Origin of the sequence: Roseibium aggregatum (assembly GCF_017309185.1) — a bacterium.
Lineage (GTDB): Bacteria > Pseudomonadota > Alphaproteobacteria > Rhizobiales > Stappiaceae > Roseibium > Roseibium aggregatum_B.
In genome coordinates, this window is the sequence record NZ_JAEKJZ010000001.1 from 1,351,064 (window position 1) to 1,369,926 (window position 18,863).

Sequence of the window (18,863 nt, forward strand, 5' to 3'; positions counted from 1 at the left end):
TGCAAGAGCTGAATTTTGAGGCCATCGCCGTTTTCCGCGGGTTTCCTGGATTTGAAGGATTGAGTTGAATGACCTTGGGGATAGCGAGGAAAGGGCAGAATTGACGATGTTCCGCGGCCGATCCAATCCTTAACAATTTCTAAACGCATGGCTGCGGCCGGGGCGAGGAGATGGCGGACCAATCGAGGATGGGGTGGGAATGCAGGTTCCAAAAGCTCTCAGAGAGGAATACGAGACTTTTTTGCGCGAAAGCGGTCATGACAGTCAGGACCCGCAGGCCCTGCTCATGGATCTCGCCTCCTTCAGCATGGAGGTCTATCTGAAGGAAATTTCCTGGCTTTCAGATTTTATCGGCAGGATCGAGCGGGCAGGTGAACAGGCGGCTTAGGAGAAAATCCTGCCTTACCGCCTGCACACCAAGGGCGTGCCTTCATTGCACGCTTGTCAGTATCCTTTGCCCTGAAAAAACTCGATCACCACGGTTTTGGCGATGATCTTGGCATCAAGGAGTACGGAATGCGTTTCGATGTACTCAAGATCCAGGTGAAGCCTCATCCGCGCGGCATGAGCATCCCGCGTCTCGCCGCGGAACCCGTTGACCTGAGCCAGGCCGGTAATGCCCGGCTTCACGCGGTGGCGGGAATGGTAACGGGAATCGAATGTCTCGTAGGGAACGCCATTTGCAAGCATCCCTGGCACATGCGGACGTGGGCCGACAAGAGACATGTGACCGGTCAGAACGTTGAGCAACTGCGGCAGTTCGTCGAAATTGCTGCGGCGTAGAAACCGGCCGATCGGCGTGATCCGAGGGTCGTCCCTGACCGTTTGCCGGACACCCGAATGGTCGCACTGATCCACGTACATGGAACGAAACTTGTAGGCGACAAAGACTTCACCGTTGAGACCGTGGCGCTCCTGTCGGAACAGTACCGGTCCTTTGCTGGTGAGTTTGATTAAAATCGCCAGGCCAAACAGGAGTGGAGCAAGCAATACGAGGCCAGCGCTCGCGCCAATCATGTCAAAACCGCGTTTCAGAATCTTGGATTTTTTGAAATTCTTTCCGTAATTTACAGTTTGATTTGTTGCATTGGCCTCAATCGGAAACGTATCATCCGTCATATTTGAACCCGATTGTTAAATACTGTTAATAAGCAAGAATTCTCCCAAAAACTGAGAGCAGAGGTAAAGCGCTGGATGAGAGCCAACGCTCGAAAATAGGTTAATAGAACGTTAAGTCATTCCAAGGCGTATTGCAACTTAAAAATTGTTCAGCATGCGTACTGACATTCGCGAGCTTATTGTCTGACGTAGAGAAAAATCATGAAATAAGTAATTTGTTTAAGTTTAATAATTGAAAGAGCAAAGTAAAATTTATTTTTCGGGGGTGTCTATTCTGTGGTTTGGTAATTTTGGCGCGAGGTGCTGCAGGAATTACGGATCCCTGTGCATCGATATCAGTCGATATAAATTGGCGCTAAATTTGTCCAATTAGTCAGAGCCGCTTAATTTTACCTGATCTTGGTGTCATGTTCATGAAGTTAATACGGTCATGCGATTTTTGAAAAATGACATGCGCGGGGACGTGGATCGCCTGCGAACGGTTGGTAGCGATGTGTTCAGATTTTGAGAGTAATGCTCCCCGGATGGAGTAAACCTTACTGGGAAACGGAACGTCATTCGGCGGAGATGTTCAATTGACGTGTTTGGTAAACAGAAATCAATAAGTTTAGTTAATCGTCGAGAAAATATGGGGTGGAGACAATACTCAGAAATGATCTGAGAATTGACGAGAAATATTAAAATTGCAAACCGACCGGTGAAGCTGTATCAACGCCAAAGTGGCGCGAAGGCATGGCGTTGAAAGGAAGGCGAGATTAGTTTTTCTATACGCCGTCGACCCGGTATCCGGCGGCTTTGGTCTGGAAACCCGGGCCAGAGTAGGTGTTCCCGATAAGGACAGAGCGTCTCATTTGATTGGGGGAGCCTTGTTGATGCTCCCGATTTCGAGTTTTTGATTTTGGGGTGAATATGATTGTCGAAGAAACCGGTTTGCCTGGATGTCTTTTGGTTACGCCGAAGCGGTTCGGAGACGAAAGGGGTTTCTTTTCGGAGTGCTGGAGCAAACGTACCTATGCCAGCTTCGGCATTGATGTGGAATTTGTGCAGGACAATCATTCCTTAAGTGCGCAGAAGGGCACGGTGCGCGGCTTGCATTTCCAGTCGCCCCCCCATGAACAGGCGAAGCTTGTCAGATGCGGCAGGGGCCGGATTTTCGATGTCGCCGTGGATGTTCGCCGGGGGTCTCCGACCTATGGCAAATGGACCGGCGCGGAACTCAGCTTCGACAACGGCAAACAGCTTTTCGTGCCCGCGGGATTCCTTCACGGATTTCAAACGCTCGAAGACAACAGCGAAATTATCTACAAGTGCTCGGATTTCTATGCGCCTGAGTGTGACGGAGCGGTCCGCTGGGACAGTTGCGGGATCGATTGGCCCCTGTCCTCGCCAGACCCGATTCTTTCTGAAAAGGATGCAGCCGCGCAGGTTTTCGCGGATTTTGAAACACCTTTTGTAATCTGAGGGATTTCCATGAAAATTCTGGTGACAGGTGGCGCAGGCTTCATCGGTTCGGCCGTCGTGAGGATGGCCATCGGCCGTGGTCTGAGCGTTGTCAATGTCGATGCTCTGACCTACGCGGCGTGCCTTGAAAACGTTGCCGATGTCTCGGGCAACCCGAACTACGCCTTCGAGAAGGCGGACATAAGGGACCGGGCCGGCTTGCAGAGAATCTTTGCGGCCCACAAGCCGGATGCCGTCATGCATCTTGCTGCCGAAAGCCATGTCGACCGCTCGATCGACGGTCCTTCGGATTTTATCGACACGAATATCGGCGGTACTTTCAACATGCTGGAGGCCGCGCGCGCGTATTGGGAGGAAAGCGGGCGCCCGGACAGCTTCCGGTTCCATCACATTTCCACCGACGAGGTATACGGTTCTCTGGGCGAAACCGGGTTGTTCACGGAGGAAACGGCCTACGACCCGCGCAGTCCCTATTCCGCTTCCAAGGCGGCGTCCGATCATCTGGTGCGGGCCTGGCACGAAACCTATGGATTGCCTGTCGTTCTGACCAATTGCTCCAACAACTACGGCCCTTACCATTTTCCCGAAAAGCTCATCCCTGTCGTTATTCTGAACGCGCTTGCCGGCAAGCCGATCCCGGTCTATGGCAAGGGGGAAAACATCCGCGATTGGCTTTACGTGGAAGATCATGCCGAAGCCCTGCTTTTGGTGCTGCAAAAAGGCGAGACCGGCCGCAGCTACAACATCGGCGGCGACAACGAGCGCAGGAACATCGATCTGGTGAGAACGATCTGCGCAGTTCTCGATCAGAAACGTCCCCGGTCCGAAGGCGCTTATTCCGAGCTGATCTCATTCGTGACCGACAGACCGGGCCACGACCTGCGCTACGCGATCGACGCCACGCGCATCCGCGAGGAGCTCGGCTGGCGGCCGAGCGTCAGTGTCGAGGAGGGTCTCGAGCGCACGGTTCAATGGTATCTTGATAACGAGCCGTGGTGGCGCGCCCTGCAGGACCGAAGCGGTGTCGGCCAAAGGCTCGGCATCAAGGCGGGTTCTGGAAAATGATCCTGGTTTTCGGCTCCTCCGGGCAGGTGGCAAGCGAACTGAAGGCCCTTCTTCCGGACGCTGTGTTTCTTGGACGCGCGCGCGCCGATCTGGCTGAGCCCACGGATTTGCGGGATGTGATTGAGGAACTGCGTCCGGACGGCATCATCAACGCCGCGGCTTACACCGCCGTCGACAAGGCGGAGGAAGAAGAGCCGCTCGCGGAGAAGATCAACGCAGTCGCTCCGGGCGAAATGGCCAGAGCGGCCGCACGTCTGAATGTGCCCTTTGTCCATATCTCGACCGACTACGTATTCAATGGGGCAGGGGACGTTGCCTTTTCGCCCGACAGTCCGACGGGCCCGCTCGGCGCCTACGGGCGTTCGAAGCTGAAAGGCGAGGCGGAGATCGAGAAATCCGGCGCAAATTATGCCATCCTGCGCACGAGCTGGGTGTTTTCCGCCCATGGCGCGAATTTTCTGAAAACAATGCTACGCCTCTCGGAGACACGGGACCGGCTCACTGTCGTTGCCGATCAGGTGGGAGGGCCGACACCGGCCGCCGCCATCGCCGAAGCGTGCGTGACCATTTTAAAGAGCCTTCGGACGCGTCCCGATCTCTCCGGCACCTATCATTTTTCCGGTGCGCCAGATGTGAGCTGGGCCGAGTTCGCCCGGGAGATTTTCAGGCAGGCGCGGCGGACCATGCTGGTTGAGGACATTCCGACGTCCGGCTATCCGACCCCGGCAGCAAGGCCGGCCAACTCGCGGCTGGACTGCGGGTCCCTCAGGGCCTTCGGCCTGGAGCGCCCGGACTGGCGGAAAGGCGTTGCGGATGTGTTGCAAGAACTGGGTGTGAATTCATGACAGAACGCAAGGGAATAATCCTTGCCGGTGGCTCCGGCACCCGGCTTTACCCGCTGACAATGGCTGTGTCGAAACAGCTTATGCCGATCTATGACAAGCCGATGATCTATTATCCGCTGTCGGTCCTGATGCTGACCGGGATCCGGGAAGTCGCGATCATCACCACGCCGGACGATCAGCCCCAGTTCAAACGCCTGCTGGGCGACGGCAGCCAGTGGGGCATGCAGTTCGAGTATATTGTGCAACCCTCGCCCGACGGTCTGGCCCAAGCCTATATCCTGGCGGAGGATTTCCTGGCCGGCGCGCCGTCGACAATGGTGCTTGGCGACAACATCTTCTTCGGCCATGGCCTGCCGGAGGTGCTGAAGGCAGCCGACGAGCGTAGCCAGGGCGGCACGGTCTTCGGCTACCACGTTGCCGATCCGGAGCGCTATGGCGTGGTCAAGTTCGATGAGGCTGGCCTTGCGCAGGAAATCATCGAAAAGCCCGAGGTTCCTCCGTCCAATTATGCGGTAACCGGACTGTATTTCCTGGACGGCGACGCTCCGGACCGCGCCAGGAAGGTCAAGCCGTCGGCCCGAGGCGAGCTGGAAATCGTCACGCTTCTGGAAATGTACTTAAAGGAAGGAGCGCTCAGCGTCGAACGTATGGGCCGCGGCTATGCCTGGCTTGACACCGGCACGCACCAGTCGCTTCTCGACGCGGGCAATTTTGTCAGAACCCTCTCAGTCCGCCAGGGCATGCAGTCCGGCTGCCCGGAAGAAATCGCCTACATAAATGGCTGGATCGACCGGGAGCGTTTGCTGGAACATGCGAAGGTCTTCGGTAAGACGGAATACGGGAAGTATCTTGAGGGGCTGGTGTAGTCACCAGTATCAGGTGTGACGTTCCGGGAGGGGCGGTGCAAGCCGCTGCCCTTCATTTCCAATATATGGGGTAGAAACCGGCGCCCGTCACTAGGGCTCCCGGAAGCTCTCAGCCCCAGCCGCGCATGCTTCAATAGGAATGTCGCCAACGGGTCGAAGACATCCGGCACGTTGGTGCTTGCGTGTCTTATCACGTGGGAAACTGGTCGCGGAAAACACTATCCTTGATCGAGGGCGTTCGCAGAAGGCTGTCAGCCGAGCCCTCAACTCGTTTATGGCATCTGATTTCAGAACACATTTTCTGAGAAGTCTTTCTAAGCCGCCGGAAAGACGGCCAAATTTTTGAGCACGTCAAATTTTTTGAATTTTATCCGTCCAAAGGCGATGCCTCTGGCGAATAAACAGCTGCCTTAAGTGTTTTATTGGCAGGAAAACAAACGACAGACCCACCTCGTCTGCATGGCGGCTACATCAAGACGGCTTTGGGGAAAGCCAACGCGGATCCTTCTTGAGGCGTATTTTCAAGCGTGACCCGAAAAAATGTGTGAAAACGAAAGAGTGTCTTAGAGGAACAAGGGCAACCAATAAGTGTTGCGCAGGCCTAAAAATCGCGTCAAGGTTAGGTGTGAAGGGCAGCACCACAACACCCGCGACCGATGTAGTCCATACTGATTGTGTGACGTGAAACGTGTAAATCATCGCTTAAATTAAGTTTTGAATTATTAGGCAGGTGAAAGATTTGTTGCTTTGAAAAAGTAATAGATGAAAGGCGTGCGATGAGAAGATTAATATTATACTTTTCCGTAGCGTTTTTATGTTTTTGCTTGCTAGCCTACCCAGCCATCAAATCAGAAATTTCCTTCATCAAAGGTGCGAATATTGAGCGCTCACTGAGGAGTGAGGGCTCTGACGGCAGTTCGCTCCCGCAAATGGGGCGACGCCTGTTGCGGGATATCAACAGTTATGTTCGCGACACTGTCCGTCATTTGCATCTAACTTTATTCGAATTCAATCCCGGCAATGAAAAAAGTCTTTATGCGTCCGCTGTAGAAAGTGGAAAGACAGAATTCGCTAGGAGCGTAAAGATGAACTACGTTGAAAATGGTGTCATTGTTGAATCTGCCGAAGAATTAAGCTCTGCCATACAGAGCGGTGAGACCAATATTTTTCTAGCTCCTGGCGACTATGGTTACCTAAACCTTAGAGATTTTGATTCAAAAGAAACTGTAACGATACAGTCTCTTGATTCCGATAACATGGCGACTTTTGACAAGATCAAGTTGGATGGTGTGTCAAACGTTACTTTTGACAATATTCATCTGGACTATGAAATTCCGGACCAATCTGACCCGAATGACTCGTATCGTGCAGATATGGGCTTCATTGTTGTTAATTCAAAAGATGTTACCATTTCGAATTCTGTTATTTCAGGAGACTTGATCGATAATCCGGACTCCTCCCAGGACGGTAATCCCACTGCCATCGCCCTGATGATCCGGAACACGAGTGGCGTTACACTCGACAACAACGAGATTTATGATTGGCGCGTAGGTGTTGCGGTCAATAATAGCGATAATTACACTCAAAATGAGTGCGAAATTTATAATATTCGACAGGACTTTTCGTCATTTAGCCAGGTTCAGGATGTGGTTATTAGTAATAACTATTATCATGACCCGATATACAATCCACTCGGGGCCAATGAACACCAGGATATGATTCAGTTCTTCACGTCGAATACGACTGAAGCTACTGAAAATATCCAGATCACTGGAAACGTGTTTGACTCCGGCAATGGCGTGTTCGCGCAGTCCATCTTCATGCGGAATGAGCTGGTCGACAAGGGACTTGCTGGTCAGGAGATGTACTACCAGAATGTCACGATCGAAAACAACGTCATCTACAACACCAACGGCATCGGTGTTGGTGAGACGGATGGTCTGGTAATCAGCAACAACACTATCCTGCAAAATACCGACACGGGAGAAACAGGTGGCGGAGCGGAGCCGAGGATCACGGTTGTCGCCGATGCAACCAATGTGCAGATCGCCGGCAACATCTCGCACGGGATCACCATCATTTCTGATGATTGGGCCGTGTCTGACAACATGGATGTACAAAGAACCAACCCGGACCTGGATAACTATTATGACAACCTGTTTGTCAATGCTCTGGCCAACGGAGCGGCAAGCCTTGAAGACCTGAGAATTATTCCGGGTAGCCTGGCGGACGGCTATGGAGCCGCCTTGTCGCAATTCGGTTTGCCGGATTCTGGAATAGACGGATATGTTGCGCTGACATACGGCGAAGGCTTTGAATCACAGACAGTAAGTCTCGATGCCACGCAAATATTCGACACCGCCGGAGAGGCTGATCTTACCGGTGCAACGATCGTCTGGGATTTTGGCGATGGAACACAAGGAACAGGCACTGAAGTTTCGCATACCTATGAGGATGCTGGAACTTACACGGTAACGGCGAAAATAACACTTGCTTCCGGCGAAACGCTGAGCATCGACAAGGTTGCCACCGTTGAATCGCCGATTGCGATCGCGGTTTCCGCGGACAATGGTCTGGATGACACTTCGGCCTACTCCAATGAACTAAGCTTAGATCCAACCGGCGTCGATATAGTCGCGGACAAAGGTGGCGACAGTGCTATACGTTTGAACGACGGGTCCTTGCAGTACAAGAGCAGCGCAAACCTGATCAACAATGACAGCTACTCACTGCTGTTCGATTTCGCCATGGATCCTGACGCACAAGGCCTATACCGCGTCATTCATTTCTCTAGCAGCTTCGTGGTCTATGTAGGCGCGGACAAAATCCAGATCACAGCGAACTTTGACGACCAATCTTACAAGCTCTCGATTGATCCAGGCAACCTGCTTAATACCGGCGAGACCCACAAATTCGCCATGACATTCGATACTGAAACTGGCCAGTTGCTGGTGTATCTGGATGGCGTTCAGGTCGGAGAATTGTCCGGCTTGGAGGGCATGGTTCAGGTTGGAAGCAATCAAGGCTTCATTATTGGAAATCCTTGGGGTGAAAATTTCGAAGGTACGTTGGATGACATCTACTTTCTCACCGACGCATTGACGGCTGAACAGGTCAGCGATCTAAGTGAAAGCAAGCAGCTGTCTTCTGTTATCCAGAAGAGCACCTTCAAGACGATCAATACGCCAGATCCTGAAGATGATCTTACCTCGGACAGCAATGCCGATGGAGAGCAATCATCTAACGCAGCGGAGGAGCCCAACGAAGCTACCGATGGAAGCGACGAAAACGTTCAAGTTCTCACTGCTGATGACGATGTGTACGTCGGATCGGGAGCGAACAGTGCCGTCGATGGGGGTAGTGGGAATGATACCCTGCGAGGTGGGGCGGATGACGACGTGTTTCTTGGGGGCGACGGCGATGATACGATCGACGGAAACAATGGATCCGACAGTCTGTCTGGAGGAGAGGGCAAAGACCTCCTGAAAGGTGCAGATGGGGACGATATACTTTTCGGAGACGAAGGCGACGATGAACTGCTCGGCGGCGGGGATAACGATGCGCTTCACGGTGGCGATGGGAATGACCGTCTGGGCGGACATTCCGGAAACGATTTCCTTGAAGGCGGCGCAGGCAATGACGATCTGCGCGGGCATGCCGGCAACGATATTCTCGACGGTGGCGAAGGTGATGACCTGTTGATCGGGCATGGTGACAACGACACTCTCTATGGCGGTGCTGGCAATGACGATTTGCGCGGGGAGAGCGGCAATGACAAACTCTTTGGCGACGCTGGTATCGACCGTCTGCTAGGCGGAGACGGTGACGATTACTTGGATGGCGGAGTTGGGCGCGACGTTCTGAATGGCGGTGCAGGGAACGATATCTTCGTGTTCGACGCTGAAGACAAGCTGATTGATGGTGAATCCGGCTACGATACCTTGACGGTTCAGGACGTCGACGCAGAGATCGATTTCGCTGGTATGAAAGTGACATCAATCGAAGCCATCGATCTGACAAACAGTACGGCGCAACAAGTGAATCTGGATCGGCTTTTGACGTCTTCGTCCAGCGACACCTTGACCGTTGATGGAGACGCAGCAGACTGGGTTTCCTTCTCGGCAGATGGTGTTTACGAAGGAATTCAGGAGGTCGACGGTGTCGAATATTATATATTCGACTTCAGCAATAGTGGCTTGGAGCTGCTGGTAAACACGAATATCAACATCTCAGATGAGGGGAGTATCTTTTGATCCGCATTTGACTTTGTTCACCGGAAGATAGATTTTCTCCCGGAGCACGGGCAAATGCGCCAGCGATCTTAAGACGGCGACTGTAATTAAAGTAGGTAAGCGTCCGGCAACGGGCGCTTACTGCATTTCAGGGGCGACCAAAGTCGATATCAACTCTCTGCGACTTTCTGATAGGTAGAGCTGTGGCTGAGCCGTCGGTTCACGCCACTAGAGCCTTTCACGGCTAGATTGAAGCATTCTGTTTGTCATCCGGCGAGTCGAGCTGCGCGGAGGGACGTGAAGCCCATAGCGGGCTATGGGCAAGCGGCGCGACAAAGCAGGCGGCCGCCGGACGCGAACCCGAAGGGCCGGGCCGATTTAGCCCAATGCCGTCGGGCTTTGCCTCGACCGTGCAGCCAGCACGGCCTTCGTCAAAGCCCTTGGCCTTGAACCAAATCTGCTCCGGCAGAATGCTTCAATCTAACCGTGAAAGGCTCTAACCAAATTCAATCGTTCATCTCATCACGAAAGATTGCCTTCGATGTATGGGGTGATTTCAAAAACGAATAAACACATCCACAGGGAGGCCAGCCCCCTAGCCACACTGGAGGAGGGCGATCACTCCAACCATTCCAGTGCCTTCTTGCGTAGCCGGCGTTTAATTCGAACCAGCAATTCGTTTTCAGAGTAGACAGCCAGGCCGCCCGAAATGTCACCTTCGGTGACCGGTGGCGGCGTCAGGGGCGTTTTGCTGTTCGGGTCGTAGCCGAGCTTTTCGAAATCCGTTTTATAGAGCTTGGCGATATGTTCGACATCCTGGTCGCTCAGTACAATCTTGTCTCGAGAATCTGATGCTGCGCTTCGGTTTTCGTGAGGAATAACTCGGGGCCCGTCAGACGTCTTCAATATTTCGTCCAGGTATGGGACGAGATATTGAAGACCATGCTCCATGTAAAAAATCGTACATTTGGGAGGCAGAAAACGGGTTTGTGGCAAAAAGTGATTGTCATACTTCAGCCAGAGGTCTTCCGGGGCCTGTACGACCTCACGAAGCCAACTGGAGAACGCCACATCCTTCGGTATTTTCAGTTCGACATCGCGCTGAAACTGAAATGCGCTGACGAGCCGACCTATGGGGTGGCGAACGACCGCGAAAGCATGGTCGATCATTTCCTCGGGCAGAATTTGTTTCACTGAATTCCAGTCTAGGTGCTGTGGCGACACTTTTGACCAGCGCTGATTTTCTGGTTTTCCGTGAAGTGATCGGTTCAACAGGGCTACGGCCCCAAATCTGTCCTGAAGATATGTTTCAATTGAAGTGCCACCACACTTTGGAATGTGCGCATAAAAAATTAAGGTCGACCCATGTTTTACAAACGGCATTTTCTTAAAGCTTCCCCATCAAGAGCCTACTTTACCCCAAACGTATTTCCAAATAAGCCCTCAATTTGTTAATCAGGAACGATAATTCCTCAAGAATCGGATGTTTAACCGCATAGCACAGGACTAGATAAGAGGTAACAAATATCATTATTTCACCAAAATTGGCGAAAATAGAATATTCCAGTTCGTCAGGCACAAAGGCATCGATCGCGAAAACGAGGCAACCCGTGGTGACTGAGACGAAAACAGATTTCGAAATACCCTTGGCAAATCTTAGATAATCGATGTGTGCGATTTTGTTGACAGTCCACAAGTCCAAAATCGCGGCGACGATGTTTGTGAAGAAAACAATCCAGGCTATTCTGACAATTTCTCCTTGTGAGAAGAAAAGAATTGATAAAACCATTATCAAAAGAATTATAATATTATTTCGAACGAAGACTTTTGATGCTCCGATACCCTCGTAAATACTACTTGCCTGAGATAGCATAAGCATAGTGGCGCTGGCAAGGCAAAGCGGTGGGAGCAGCTCGGCGGCAGGCAACCAGGTGGGGCCATACAGTAAAAGTATGATTGGCTTGGCCTGGAGAGCGATCAAAAAGTAGGCGGGCCAACCGACCGCGATCAGAAAGCTTGTCGAGGCCGTGAAGATTCCGGAAATGTCTTCACCTGCCCGAAAACGCTTCCCGATGTTGGCCCCCGTAACCCAGTTGGTCGATGTAATCATGGTGCCGGTGAAGAATTGCAGAACGGAAAACGCGCGATGATAAAGACCCGTTGCCGACAGGCCGACCACGCGCCCGATCAGTAAGGAGGGCGCGTACATCTTAAATTGTCCTGCCATGACCCCAATCATCGTTAGGGCGCTGAAACCGAAAACGGGCCGCCAGTTTACGAGAGAAGGGCGCATGGCAATGTGTGTAGGTACGGCTTTCAAGGCTCCGGCGACCATCACCATTACGGTGCAGAGGTTGCCATAAGCCATCGAAAGAGCCCCAAGGCCCCAGGCCGCCAACGCAACCGAAACCAGCGTCCCGGCAAAGGATGACGTCAAAGTGATCAGGGCAAGGGTACGGTGCTCCTCGTTGCGCCGCAAAAGGGCAAGGGCGATCTGGCCGAACGGCAGAAAGAGGAAAGTAGCGGACAAAACATACATGACGCCGACGAGACGTTCATCACCATAAAAATCCGCCACGAAATGCGATGACAGAAGAAAGCATAAGCCCAATCCCCAGCCAGAAATCAATGCAATGCCGAACGCCGTTTGCATTTTGGTATAAGTCAGGTCCTTCTCCATGAGGATGTAGCGCGGAACGCCAAAATCCCTGACGGAAGCAAATGTCGCAATCAGCGCAAAGGCGAGCACAAAAAGTCCGACCTCGTCCGGCGCTAGTAGGCGTGCGAGAATGACATTGGCTAAAAACTGTATTATTCCTTGGCCGCCAACCCTTGAAAAGCTGAAAAAATACGATTTACGAAGGCTCATTGCGACCTGTGACTATTGTGAGAGTGGGAAGGGTACACGATAAAGAATATGGTCTTTTTTGACGTTCTGTCGTGCTGAGACCTTTTGAAAAACGGAGCGTATTCAGGAGAACGCCATTTGACTCAGTTTCTAGAAATTCCCTGTTAAGATACCGTTTCGATTTATTATTTTACACTTTTGAGCCTGCTTTGATCTGTCCGACACATTCGAATTTGGCAGGCGATCTATCCTTCGTTTCGCGTCTGAACTATATACTTTGAGAATTAGGCGTTCAACGTTATGAGTATCATAAAATGGATATCAGAATGAAGAATAGTGAAAATAAGTCTGTTCCATTTTTGGTAGTGCTGTTTATTATTTCATTTATGTTTCCGGTTACCAGTAATTTTTTTGTAGGCGGCATACAGCTTACCCCTCAAAAGCTTCTAATAGTATTAATATGTATACCAACTGCTGTTCAGTTTTTAAAAATACAAAATAAGAAAAATTACGATTATTTATTCTTTGTGTATTCTACTTGGATTTTTATTTGCATTTCAGTTAATACGAGTTTTGAGCATGTGTACAACGATATATTTGTGTATATGTCATATATTACTGTGTATGCGTTGGTCCAGACGCAGTATAAAAATTTATACCAAGTAAGAAGTACAATATTTTTTATCTTCTTTCTCGTTATCGTTCTTTTTGTTGTCGCTATACCGGAGTCGTACACGGGGAACAGGTTCCTTCCAAACTTTGCATCGAGCGTAACCGGGTCATATTATGCGTTTCGGAACGATATGAGAATGGGACTGTTTCGAGCGCAAACCGTGTTTAGCCACGCCATTTATCATGGTATATTTTGTGCGATTATTTTATCGTATATGTGGTATCTTGTAAAAAATAATTTCGGGAAGATTTTCTCTGTCATTTTGATATTAGCGGCAACATTCTTTTCTTTATCGTCCGGTCCTCTGACTGCAATTGCAATCCAGATCGTTATTATCGTGGTTGAGCGCTTGACTCGCGGAATCCATAATCGCGGCCGGAAAATCTCGTTTTTTCTGCTCTTTTCTTACATTTTTCTTGAAATTGCCTCGAAAGGTCCCTTCATCAATTTCCTGGCACGAACTTTGTCCTTCAACATGGGATCCGCGTACAACAGAATTCTGATCTGGGAACATACTACCGACGATATTATGCGGCATCCGATATTTGGGTTTGACCCGTTCACCTGGACGCGACCGATCTGGATGGGGGGGTCGGTAGACAGCTACTGGTTGATTGCCGCCATGACCGGTGGAATACCTGCCGTTATATTGCTTGGCCTGTGTATTATTTTTATCGTTCGTGGCCTGTTTGCCCGGAGCGATGAAACCGTGAACCCCGACTATGTCTCAGTTCGCCGCGGCGCCGCCTTCACCCTGATTGCCCTCTGCGTCTGTGGAGCCACCGTCGACTTTTTCAGGGAAGCCGAACCGCTCTTCGTGTTCTACCTGGCGCTGGCCGCGTTTGTGGCACGTTTGTCGGACGATCCGGCTGTCTTATCCCGCAACGCTGCCTCCACGACAAATGAAGGTGTTTCTCGGCGCAGTAGTAGAATCGGCTACACAAGGCCACGACAGTCTTCCGGTTCCGCTGCGGCTGGGCTTCCGGGTCAAACGCCATAGCGCCTGTCCGGGGGAGGGGAGGCTGCGTCGGGATCTAGACAAAACGCCTGAAAATTTGCCGCCAGAAAAAGCAGAATTAATCGGGAAAGCATTGATAAAACGTCTGGTTTGGTTCAAGTGCGTTGGGGTGAGTTCGACGTTGACGAAAAGAAAACAAGCAACGCATGTCTTGCGGTCACGTGCAAACTGATTAGTGAAAATAAGCTATCACATTCAAAGGTAAATTTGATGCTCAGGTCTCTCAACCAGTTTATTCGCATACAAAGGGCGCTTGTCGCAATCAAGCGGTATTACCTCACAAAGATCTGGGGCATGGACATACATCCGACGGCTTTGTTTTCATTGAGTGCCAGGTTGGATAAGACCCACCCGAAAGGAATACATATCGGGGAAGGTTCCTATATCGCATTCGATGCCGCTATTTTGACGCATGACATGACGCGCGCACTCAGGCTGGACACGGTCATAGGGAAAAACTGCTTTATTGGAGCGCGCAGCATCGTTTTACCTGGCGTAACGATCGGCGACGGATGTGTCGTGGGGTCGGGGAGTGTGGTTACCAAGGATATACCGAGCGGATGTGCGGTGGCGGGTAACCCTGCCCAGATAATTCGTCAAGGGATCGAGACCTTGAGTTTTGGTCGCTTGAAAGACAGGATGCCTCCAAAGGCGCAGCAATGAAAAGCACTGTTGAAAATACAAAATCTCAAAATTGATTGCGTTTGAACTCAATACCTTTTTGAAGGCGGGCTTGGCTCATTTCGATCTGACAGATTGGAGATGAAAACCGACGCAACCCGACCTTGCTACTGAATGATTGGATCGGATTTGGCTGGAGTGTTCCGCAAGAAGTCCCTGATTGGGAAGAAGAGGTCAAGTAAAGCCCTCATCAGCTCAATAGACCGATATTTCGACGTTGTAAATTTCATTTAGGAGCAATGATACAATCCGCTGTCAGAGCAGGATTGAAGAAAATACTCCTTTTTTTCCAACGGCACCGCGACTTGATTCCGGTTCTCGCTGGTGTGAACGATTTTTTTAACCTGTGTGATGCTTTTGGGACCCATCTGGAAGGTTAGATATGAAAATTTTTGGAACATATCCTGTAATTTTCGCATCTCTATGTCTGGCAACACCTCGAAAAAAATGATCGGCCGCAATTTTTGAAGTGTTGCGACGCCGCCTTCCAGCACGGCTTCTTCATGACCCTCAACATCAATTTTTATCAAGTCGACGCGTGTAAGCGACCTTTTCTGAACAAAGTCGTCAATTGTTGTGATTTCAACAAAGTCTGTTTTTTCGTATTCCTTTCGACCCTTGTGATTTTTTACCAGAGTTTGACTTGTTTCAAGAAGATTATGAGTGTCCACAGGATAATAAAGTACAGCGGAGCCACTATGATCTGACAATGCAATCTCAGCTATTTCAAAGCCGTTGTCTCCAAGACTGTTTTTATCAATATTTATTTTAAAAAATGCTAGGGCATCTTTGGAAGGTTCAAAAGAATAGACAGAGTCAGGGCGATTTAGAGAAGCAAGCGCTAAGAGGGAATAATAACCGGAGTTTGCGCCAACATCGAAAAATACCTGATCACGCTTGAAAAGAGATTGCATGAGAAGAGGCATTGGTGCCTCGGGAGCATGCCATCCAATGGTCGCCGCAGCACGGGACATTTGATCTTTCCCGCCAGCGCAGTAAAACGTCAATTCGTCTCGCGAAAATTGTTTCTTAGGTAATTTTACAACGACATAATCTGGAAGAAAGTTCCCGACACTTTGTATTCTGTAGTATAATTCTTTTTTTCCAATTGTTAAAAATAGGGAGCTTGCAATATAGTTTGCAATTTTATTCTGAAGAACACTTTTTGCAGCCACCTTTATCATAGTAAGCCTTTTCGGTATGAATAGTGTGTTCAATGTTGCAGAATAATATTACCTTGTGCTGCCGTCGGTAAACTCCAGGAGACTGTCGTTGACCTCCTGCTCTTATCGCTTGAGCGACGTAGAGGGAGGTAAATAGTTATATAAGTAATAAAGAAGCTCCCAAATTATTGGGTCTATTTTATTGGTTTGTCAATAATTTTTGAAGCTTTTTTCTGTCGCTCAATTGATGAAGTTGTGTGGTTGAATAATTAATTCCAACCGGGTTCTGGGCAACCAAAGATCTTGTACGCTTCCACGATCGTGGGACTTCTGACGCGGTTAGAGCCCTTCCCGGTCATATTGGATCATTTGACTGAGACCAATTTGTCCGGCCCCAAGAGAATGATTTTTCGCTCGCTTTTGTCCAAATCGGGTGGCTTTTGACGGCCCGTCGGCAGCGTTGCGCCGCTTGCACAATGCACCGCATCGCACTTCGCGACGCGCCTTGCCGAGCGAGCCGTCAAAAGCCATCATATGGTTCAAGATGACCGGGAAGGGCTCTAGCCTTCGATAAGAGCGGGTATGGTCGTCCTTTGAGAAACGCTTTCTGTTTCATTTTCGTTTCGGTGGGAGCGATGGACAAGCATACTCACAAGATCTGAATAAGCGCATTTTTGGTTGTGATGGCGGGCCATTCACGTCATGCGGCGAAAAAGGGGTTTTGATGCCAGTTCATCGACATCCATTCGCAATGCCGGATCTGTTCCAAGAGTGCGGTGATGTGGCCATAGGGCCGAAAGGCTGTCCAGTTGGACAGGTCGTAAGTTGGAAGGCCGAGGAAAGGTGCTGGCACCAACTGATAGATCTCGCCAGTCTCAGTTCGTTAGCCACTCGCGGCGCCGTGTCCAGATATCTGACCATACCTTTCTGGAGGCCTGAGTGCTCGGCGAACGTTTAAAGAGACTCAAAACCGAAAAGCAGAAAAATCTGACGAGAACATGCAGGCGAAACAGCCATTCGCCGGCGCCTGCTTGATGACGGGGCCAGTGTTTTCTTAGGAAGTGAACTTTCGCCTTGAGCAGGCGCACCATCTTGTCAGACCGCACGGGTTCTGAAGCTCCACCATAGTGAAGTATTGTTGCCTCTGGCGTAAAAAGGCCCTTTAGCCCTTGCTCTCGAGCCCGATAGCAGTAGTCCGCTTCTTCTGCGTACATGAAGAAATCGGTGTCGAAACCCTGCAAGCTCTCCCAAAGGTCACGTCTGGTGAGAAAGAAACAACCGGTGACGATCTCGATTTCTCTCACGGAGTCGCGCTTCCAGCCGCCATAGGCTTCCCAGTTGATCTTGTCGGAATTCTTGAAAATTCGTGATAGGCCAATGGCTTGCGTAAAGAGCGACCAAAGAGACATAAAACGCCAGCAAGAGGTGGGGTTCAACGAACCGTCTGCGAACACGGTCCTGCCTCCGTATATGCCGGCGCCGGGGTTTGCGCTCGCGAATGCCATCAAGTTGTCGACGGCGCCCTCTTTGCATTCTGTGTCAGGGTTCAACAGCAAAAGCCATTCGGAGTTTGAGTGCTTTATCGCTTCGTTGTTGCCTGCTGCAAATCCGATGTTTTCAGAATTTCTGATCAGTGTAGCCTGAGGAAACTCCGCTTCAATCCTGTCGGCGGATCCATCGTTTGAGTTGTTATCGAAAACGATAACCGAGAACTCGGTGTTCAAAGTTGTATCGTAAAGGGTCTTAAGCGCCTGCAGGGTAAGATCAGCAGTATTATAGCTGATTATGATTACGGAAAGTGGCGCCATGTCGCGTTGCATAGTGTTGTTCCGGCCCTTTTGATCTCGAAATATGCTTGTGTTGGATGTTTAACGATTTGAAGTCACATGGATATCAAAATAATCACTGAACATTTTGCCGCGAATTTGTGCTGCAAGCCTGACAGGCTGTTTCAGATGCAGTTTTTCTCGGCATGAGGTTGGACCTCGTTGGTGGGGATATTCAAGGTTTCTTGCGAAAGTAGTTCGAAAAATATTTTATCGCGCCGAAGCTAGCATAGGGCTGCATCGTCAGAAATGTCTTAAACGCAAAATACATACGCGCAAGATTGCGCTGCAGCATCATCCGGGCAACTTCACTCGGAATAAATTGCCCATAGTAGGTTTTCCATCGCCGCTCTACTTGACGCAGAAACTCCGGGTCTTTCATCAAACCGGTGGGACCAAGGTGCTCTCGCAGAATAGCTATATGCTTGTTGTAGAGCTTTGCCGGGGAGCGTGTCTGTTGGTTCTGGTGTTGCCTGTAAGACATCACGACTTTTCCGTGGCAGTGACCGTTCGCTGCTGTTCCGAGCAATCGGAGGTTCAAATCGTGATCCGCGCCCATGCCGGCTTCCGGCTGAAAACCGCCGATCGACTGCAGGGCACTTCGACGATACATGCATTGCGAAAACGAGGGAGTGAAACCCATTGCGACATCGCGACCGGTGAAGCTCTTTTCTGGCAGGATATTCTCGCCGATGCGAGTTCCATTCTCATCAATCTTTTTGTTGGAACCGACCACCATAACCGCGTCCGGATGAGCCTGAAAGGCTGCGAGGTGGTGCTTGATGGCATCGGGTTCAAGGATGTCGTCATGGTCAAGGAAAAGAACGAAGTCTGTGTTTACGACCTTGAGACCGGCATTCCGGGCAGCCGAGTCACCGCTATTCGCCTGTTGAATGAGCGTGCCACTGGTTGTTTCTTGCACGACCTTGCAAGTCTCATCGCTGGAGCCGTCGTCGACAACCACGATATCGGGGGCAACATCAACCTGGTTGAGAACGCTTTCAAGCGTTTCGGCAATGAAGTTTTGCGCATTGTAGGTCGGTATAATAACACTGCATGTCGACAT

At 50.5% G+C, this 18,863-nt stretch carries 14 protein-coding genes; 8 read left to right on the plus strand and 6 right to left on the minus strand.

The genetic code is table 11. The features are described from left to right. Nucleotides 1-199: 199 nt before the first annotated feature. Nucleotides 200-388, plus strand: coding sequence for a hypothetical protein (locus tag JF539_RS05855; RefSeq protein ID WP_207139388.1), 189 nt, complete (start codon nt 200-202; stop codon nt 386-388). Nucleotides 389-444: 56 nt separating this feature from the next. Here JF539_RS05855 and JF539_RS05860 read toward each other — a convergent pair whose 3' ends face one another. Next, nucleotides 445-1,119: a sugar transferase gene (locus JF539_RS05860; RefSeq protein WP_207139389.1), complete on the minus strand. Its 675-nt coding sequence runs from the start codon at nt 1,117-1,119 to the stop codon at nt 445-447. Between the two features lie 909 nt (nt 1,120-2,028). Here JF539_RS05860 and rfbC point away from each other — a divergent pair. The 5 genes from rfbC to JF539_RS05885 all read left to right on the plus strand — a co-directional run bounded on the left by rfbC (nt 2,029) and on the right by JF539_RS05885 (nt 9,609). Next, a complete protein-coding gene (gene rfbC, locus JF539_RS05865; RefSeq protein ID WP_207139390.1) occupies nt 2,029-2,580 on the plus strand; it encodes a dTDP-4-dehydrorhamnose 3,5-epimerase in 552 nt (183 codons plus the stop codon). Nucleotides 2,581-2,589: 9 nt separating this feature from the next. Then, a complete protein-coding gene (gene rfbB / locus JF539_RS05870) occupies nt 2,590-3,645 on the plus strand; it encodes a dTDP-glucose 4,6-dehydratase (RefSeq protein WP_207139391.1) in 1,056 nt (351 codons plus the stop codon). Further along, nucleotides 3,642-4,490, plus strand: a complete 849-nt coding sequence (gene rfbD / locus JF539_RS05875) for a dTDP-4-dehydrorhamnose reductase (RefSeq protein WP_207139392.1) — start codon at nt 3,642-3,644, stop codon at nt 4,488-4,490. The genes rfbB and rfbD overlap by 4 nt, the downstream gene beginning before the upstream one ends. Next, entirely contained in the window at nt 4,487-5,356 is an 870-nt protein-coding gene (gene rfbA, locus JF539_RS05880) for a glucose-1-phosphate thymidylyltransferase RfbA (RefSeq protein WP_207139393.1), read from the plus strand. The genes rfbD and rfbA overlap by 4 nt, the downstream gene beginning before the upstream one ends. Nucleotides 5,357-6,441: 1,085 nt before the next feature. Further along, the gene (locus JF539_RS05885) at nt 6,442-9,609 is read left to right on the plus strand and encodes a LamG-like jellyroll fold domain-containing protein (RefSeq protein WP_207139394.1); all 3,168 of its coding nucleotides are present in this window, start codon (nt 6,442-6,444) and stop codon (nt 9,607-9,609) included. A gap of 597 nt (nt 9,610-10,206) precedes the next feature. On the opposite strand, the gene JF539_RS05890 is transcribed toward JF539_RS05885, so the two are convergent. Both JF539_RS05890 and JF539_RS05895 read right to left on the minus strand, forming a co-directional pair. Then, a complete protein-coding gene (locus JF539_RS05890; RefSeq protein WP_207139395.1) occupies nt 10,207-10,971 on the minus strand; it encodes a sulfotransferase family 2 domain-containing protein in 765 nt (254 codons plus the stop codon). Between the two features lie 31 nt (nt 10,972-11,002). Beyond that, complete coding sequence (locus JF539_RS05895; RefSeq protein WP_207139396.1) at nt 11,003-12,457, minus strand: oligosaccharide flippase family protein; 1,455 nt, start codon at nt 12,455-12,457, stop codon at nt 11,003-11,005. A gap of 305 nt (nt 12,458-12,762) precedes the next feature. Here JF539_RS05895 and JF539_RS05900 point away from each other — a divergent pair, with 305 nt between their 5' ends. Further along, nucleotides 12,763-14,109 carry an O-antigen ligase family protein gene (locus JF539_RS05900; protein WP_207139397.1) on the plus strand — a complete coding sequence of 449 codons (1,347 nt, stop codon included), beginning with the start codon at nt 12,763-12,765 and terminating at the stop codon, nt 14,107-14,109. A 228-nt stretch (nt 14,110-14,337) separates the two neighbouring features. Further along, nucleotides 14,338-14,790 (plus strand): DapH/DapD/GlmU-related protein, encoded by a 453-nt coding sequence (locus tag JF539_RS05905; RefSeq protein WP_207139398.1) that lies wholly within the window; start codon nt 14,338-14,340, stop codon nt 14,788-14,790. Between the two features lie 248 nt (nt 14,791-15,038). On the opposite strand, the gene JF539_RS05910 is transcribed toward JF539_RS05905, so the two are convergent. The 3 genes from JF539_RS05910 to JF539_RS05920 all read right to left on the minus strand — a co-directional run bounded on the left by JF539_RS05910 (nt 15,039) and on the right by JF539_RS05920 (nt 18,863). Continuing rightward, nucleotides 15,039-15,992 carry an FkbM family methyltransferase gene (locus JF539_RS05910; protein ID WP_207139399.1) on the minus strand — a complete coding sequence of 318 codons (954 nt, stop codon included), beginning with the start codon at nt 15,990-15,992 and terminating at the stop codon, nt 15,039-15,041. An 854-nt stretch (nt 15,993-16,846) separates the two neighbouring features. Continuing rightward, nucleotides 16,847-17,791, minus strand: coding sequence for a glycosyltransferase family 2 protein (locus tag JF539_RS05915; protein WP_207139400.1), 945 nt, complete (start codon nt 17,789-17,791; stop codon nt 16,847-16,849). A 181-nt stretch (nt 17,792-17,972) separates the two neighbouring features. Then, nucleotides 17,973-18,863, minus strand: a complete 891-nt coding sequence (locus JF539_RS05920; protein WP_207139401.1) for a glycosyltransferase family 2 protein — start codon at nt 18,861-18,863, stop codon at nt 17,973-17,975.

Bases quoted from the DNA above. Each gene is read 5' to 3' on its own strand.
- JF539_RS05860 (WP_207139389.1), bottom strand. From the start codon at position 1,119: ATGACGGATGATACGTTTCCGATTGAGGCCAATGCAACAAATCAAACT.
- JF539_RS05905 (WP_207139398.1), top strand. From the start codon at position 14,338: ATGCTCAGGTCTCTCAACCAGTTTATTCGCATACAAAGGGCGCTTGTC.
- rfbA (WP_207139393.1), top strand. From the start codon at position 4,487: ATGACAGAACGCAAGGGAATAATCCTTGCCGGTGGCTCCGGCACCCGG.
- JF539_RS05915 (WP_207139400.1), bottom strand. From the start codon at position 17,791: ATGCAACGCGACATGGCGCCACTTTCCGTAATCATAATCAGCTATAAT.
- JF539_RS05920 (WP_207139401.1), bottom strand. From the start codon at position 18,863: ATGTCGACATGCAGTGTTATTATACCGACCTACAATGCGCAAAACTTC.
- JF539_RS05895 (WP_207139396.1), bottom strand. From the start codon at position 12,457: ATGAGCCTTCGTAAATCGTATTTTTTCAGCTTTTCAAGGGTTGGCGGC.
- rfbD (WP_207139392.1), top strand. From the start codon at position 3,642: ATGATCCTGGTTTTCGGCTCCTCCGGGCAGGTGGCAAGCGAACTGAAG.
- JF539_RS05885 (WP_207139394.1), top strand. From the start codon at position 6,442: ATGAACTACGTTGAAAATGGTGTCATTGTTGAATCTGCCGAAGAATTA.
- rfbC (WP_207139390.1), top strand. From the start codon at position 2,029: ATGATTGTCGAAGAAACCGGTTTGCCTGGATGTCTTTTGGTTACGCCG.
- JF539_RS05855 (WP_207139388.1), top strand. From the start codon at position 200: ATGCAGGTTCCAAAAGCTCTCAGAGAGGAATACGAGACTTTTTTGCGC.
- JF539_RS05900 (WP_207139397.1), top strand. From the start codon at position 12,763: ATGAAGAATAGTGAAAATAAGTCTGTTCCATTTTTGGTAGTGCTGTTT.
- JF539_RS05890 (WP_207139395.1), bottom strand. From the start codon at position 10,971: ATGCCGTTTGTAAAACATGGGTCGACCTTAATTTTTTATGCGCACATT.
- rfbB (WP_207139391.1), top strand. From the start codon at position 2,590: ATGAAAATTCTGGTGACAGGTGGCGCAGGCTTCATCGGTTCGGCCGTC.
- JF539_RS05910 (WP_207139399.1), bottom strand. From the start codon at position 15,992: ATGATAAAGGTGGCTGCAAAAAGTGTTCTTCAGAATAAAATTGCAAAC.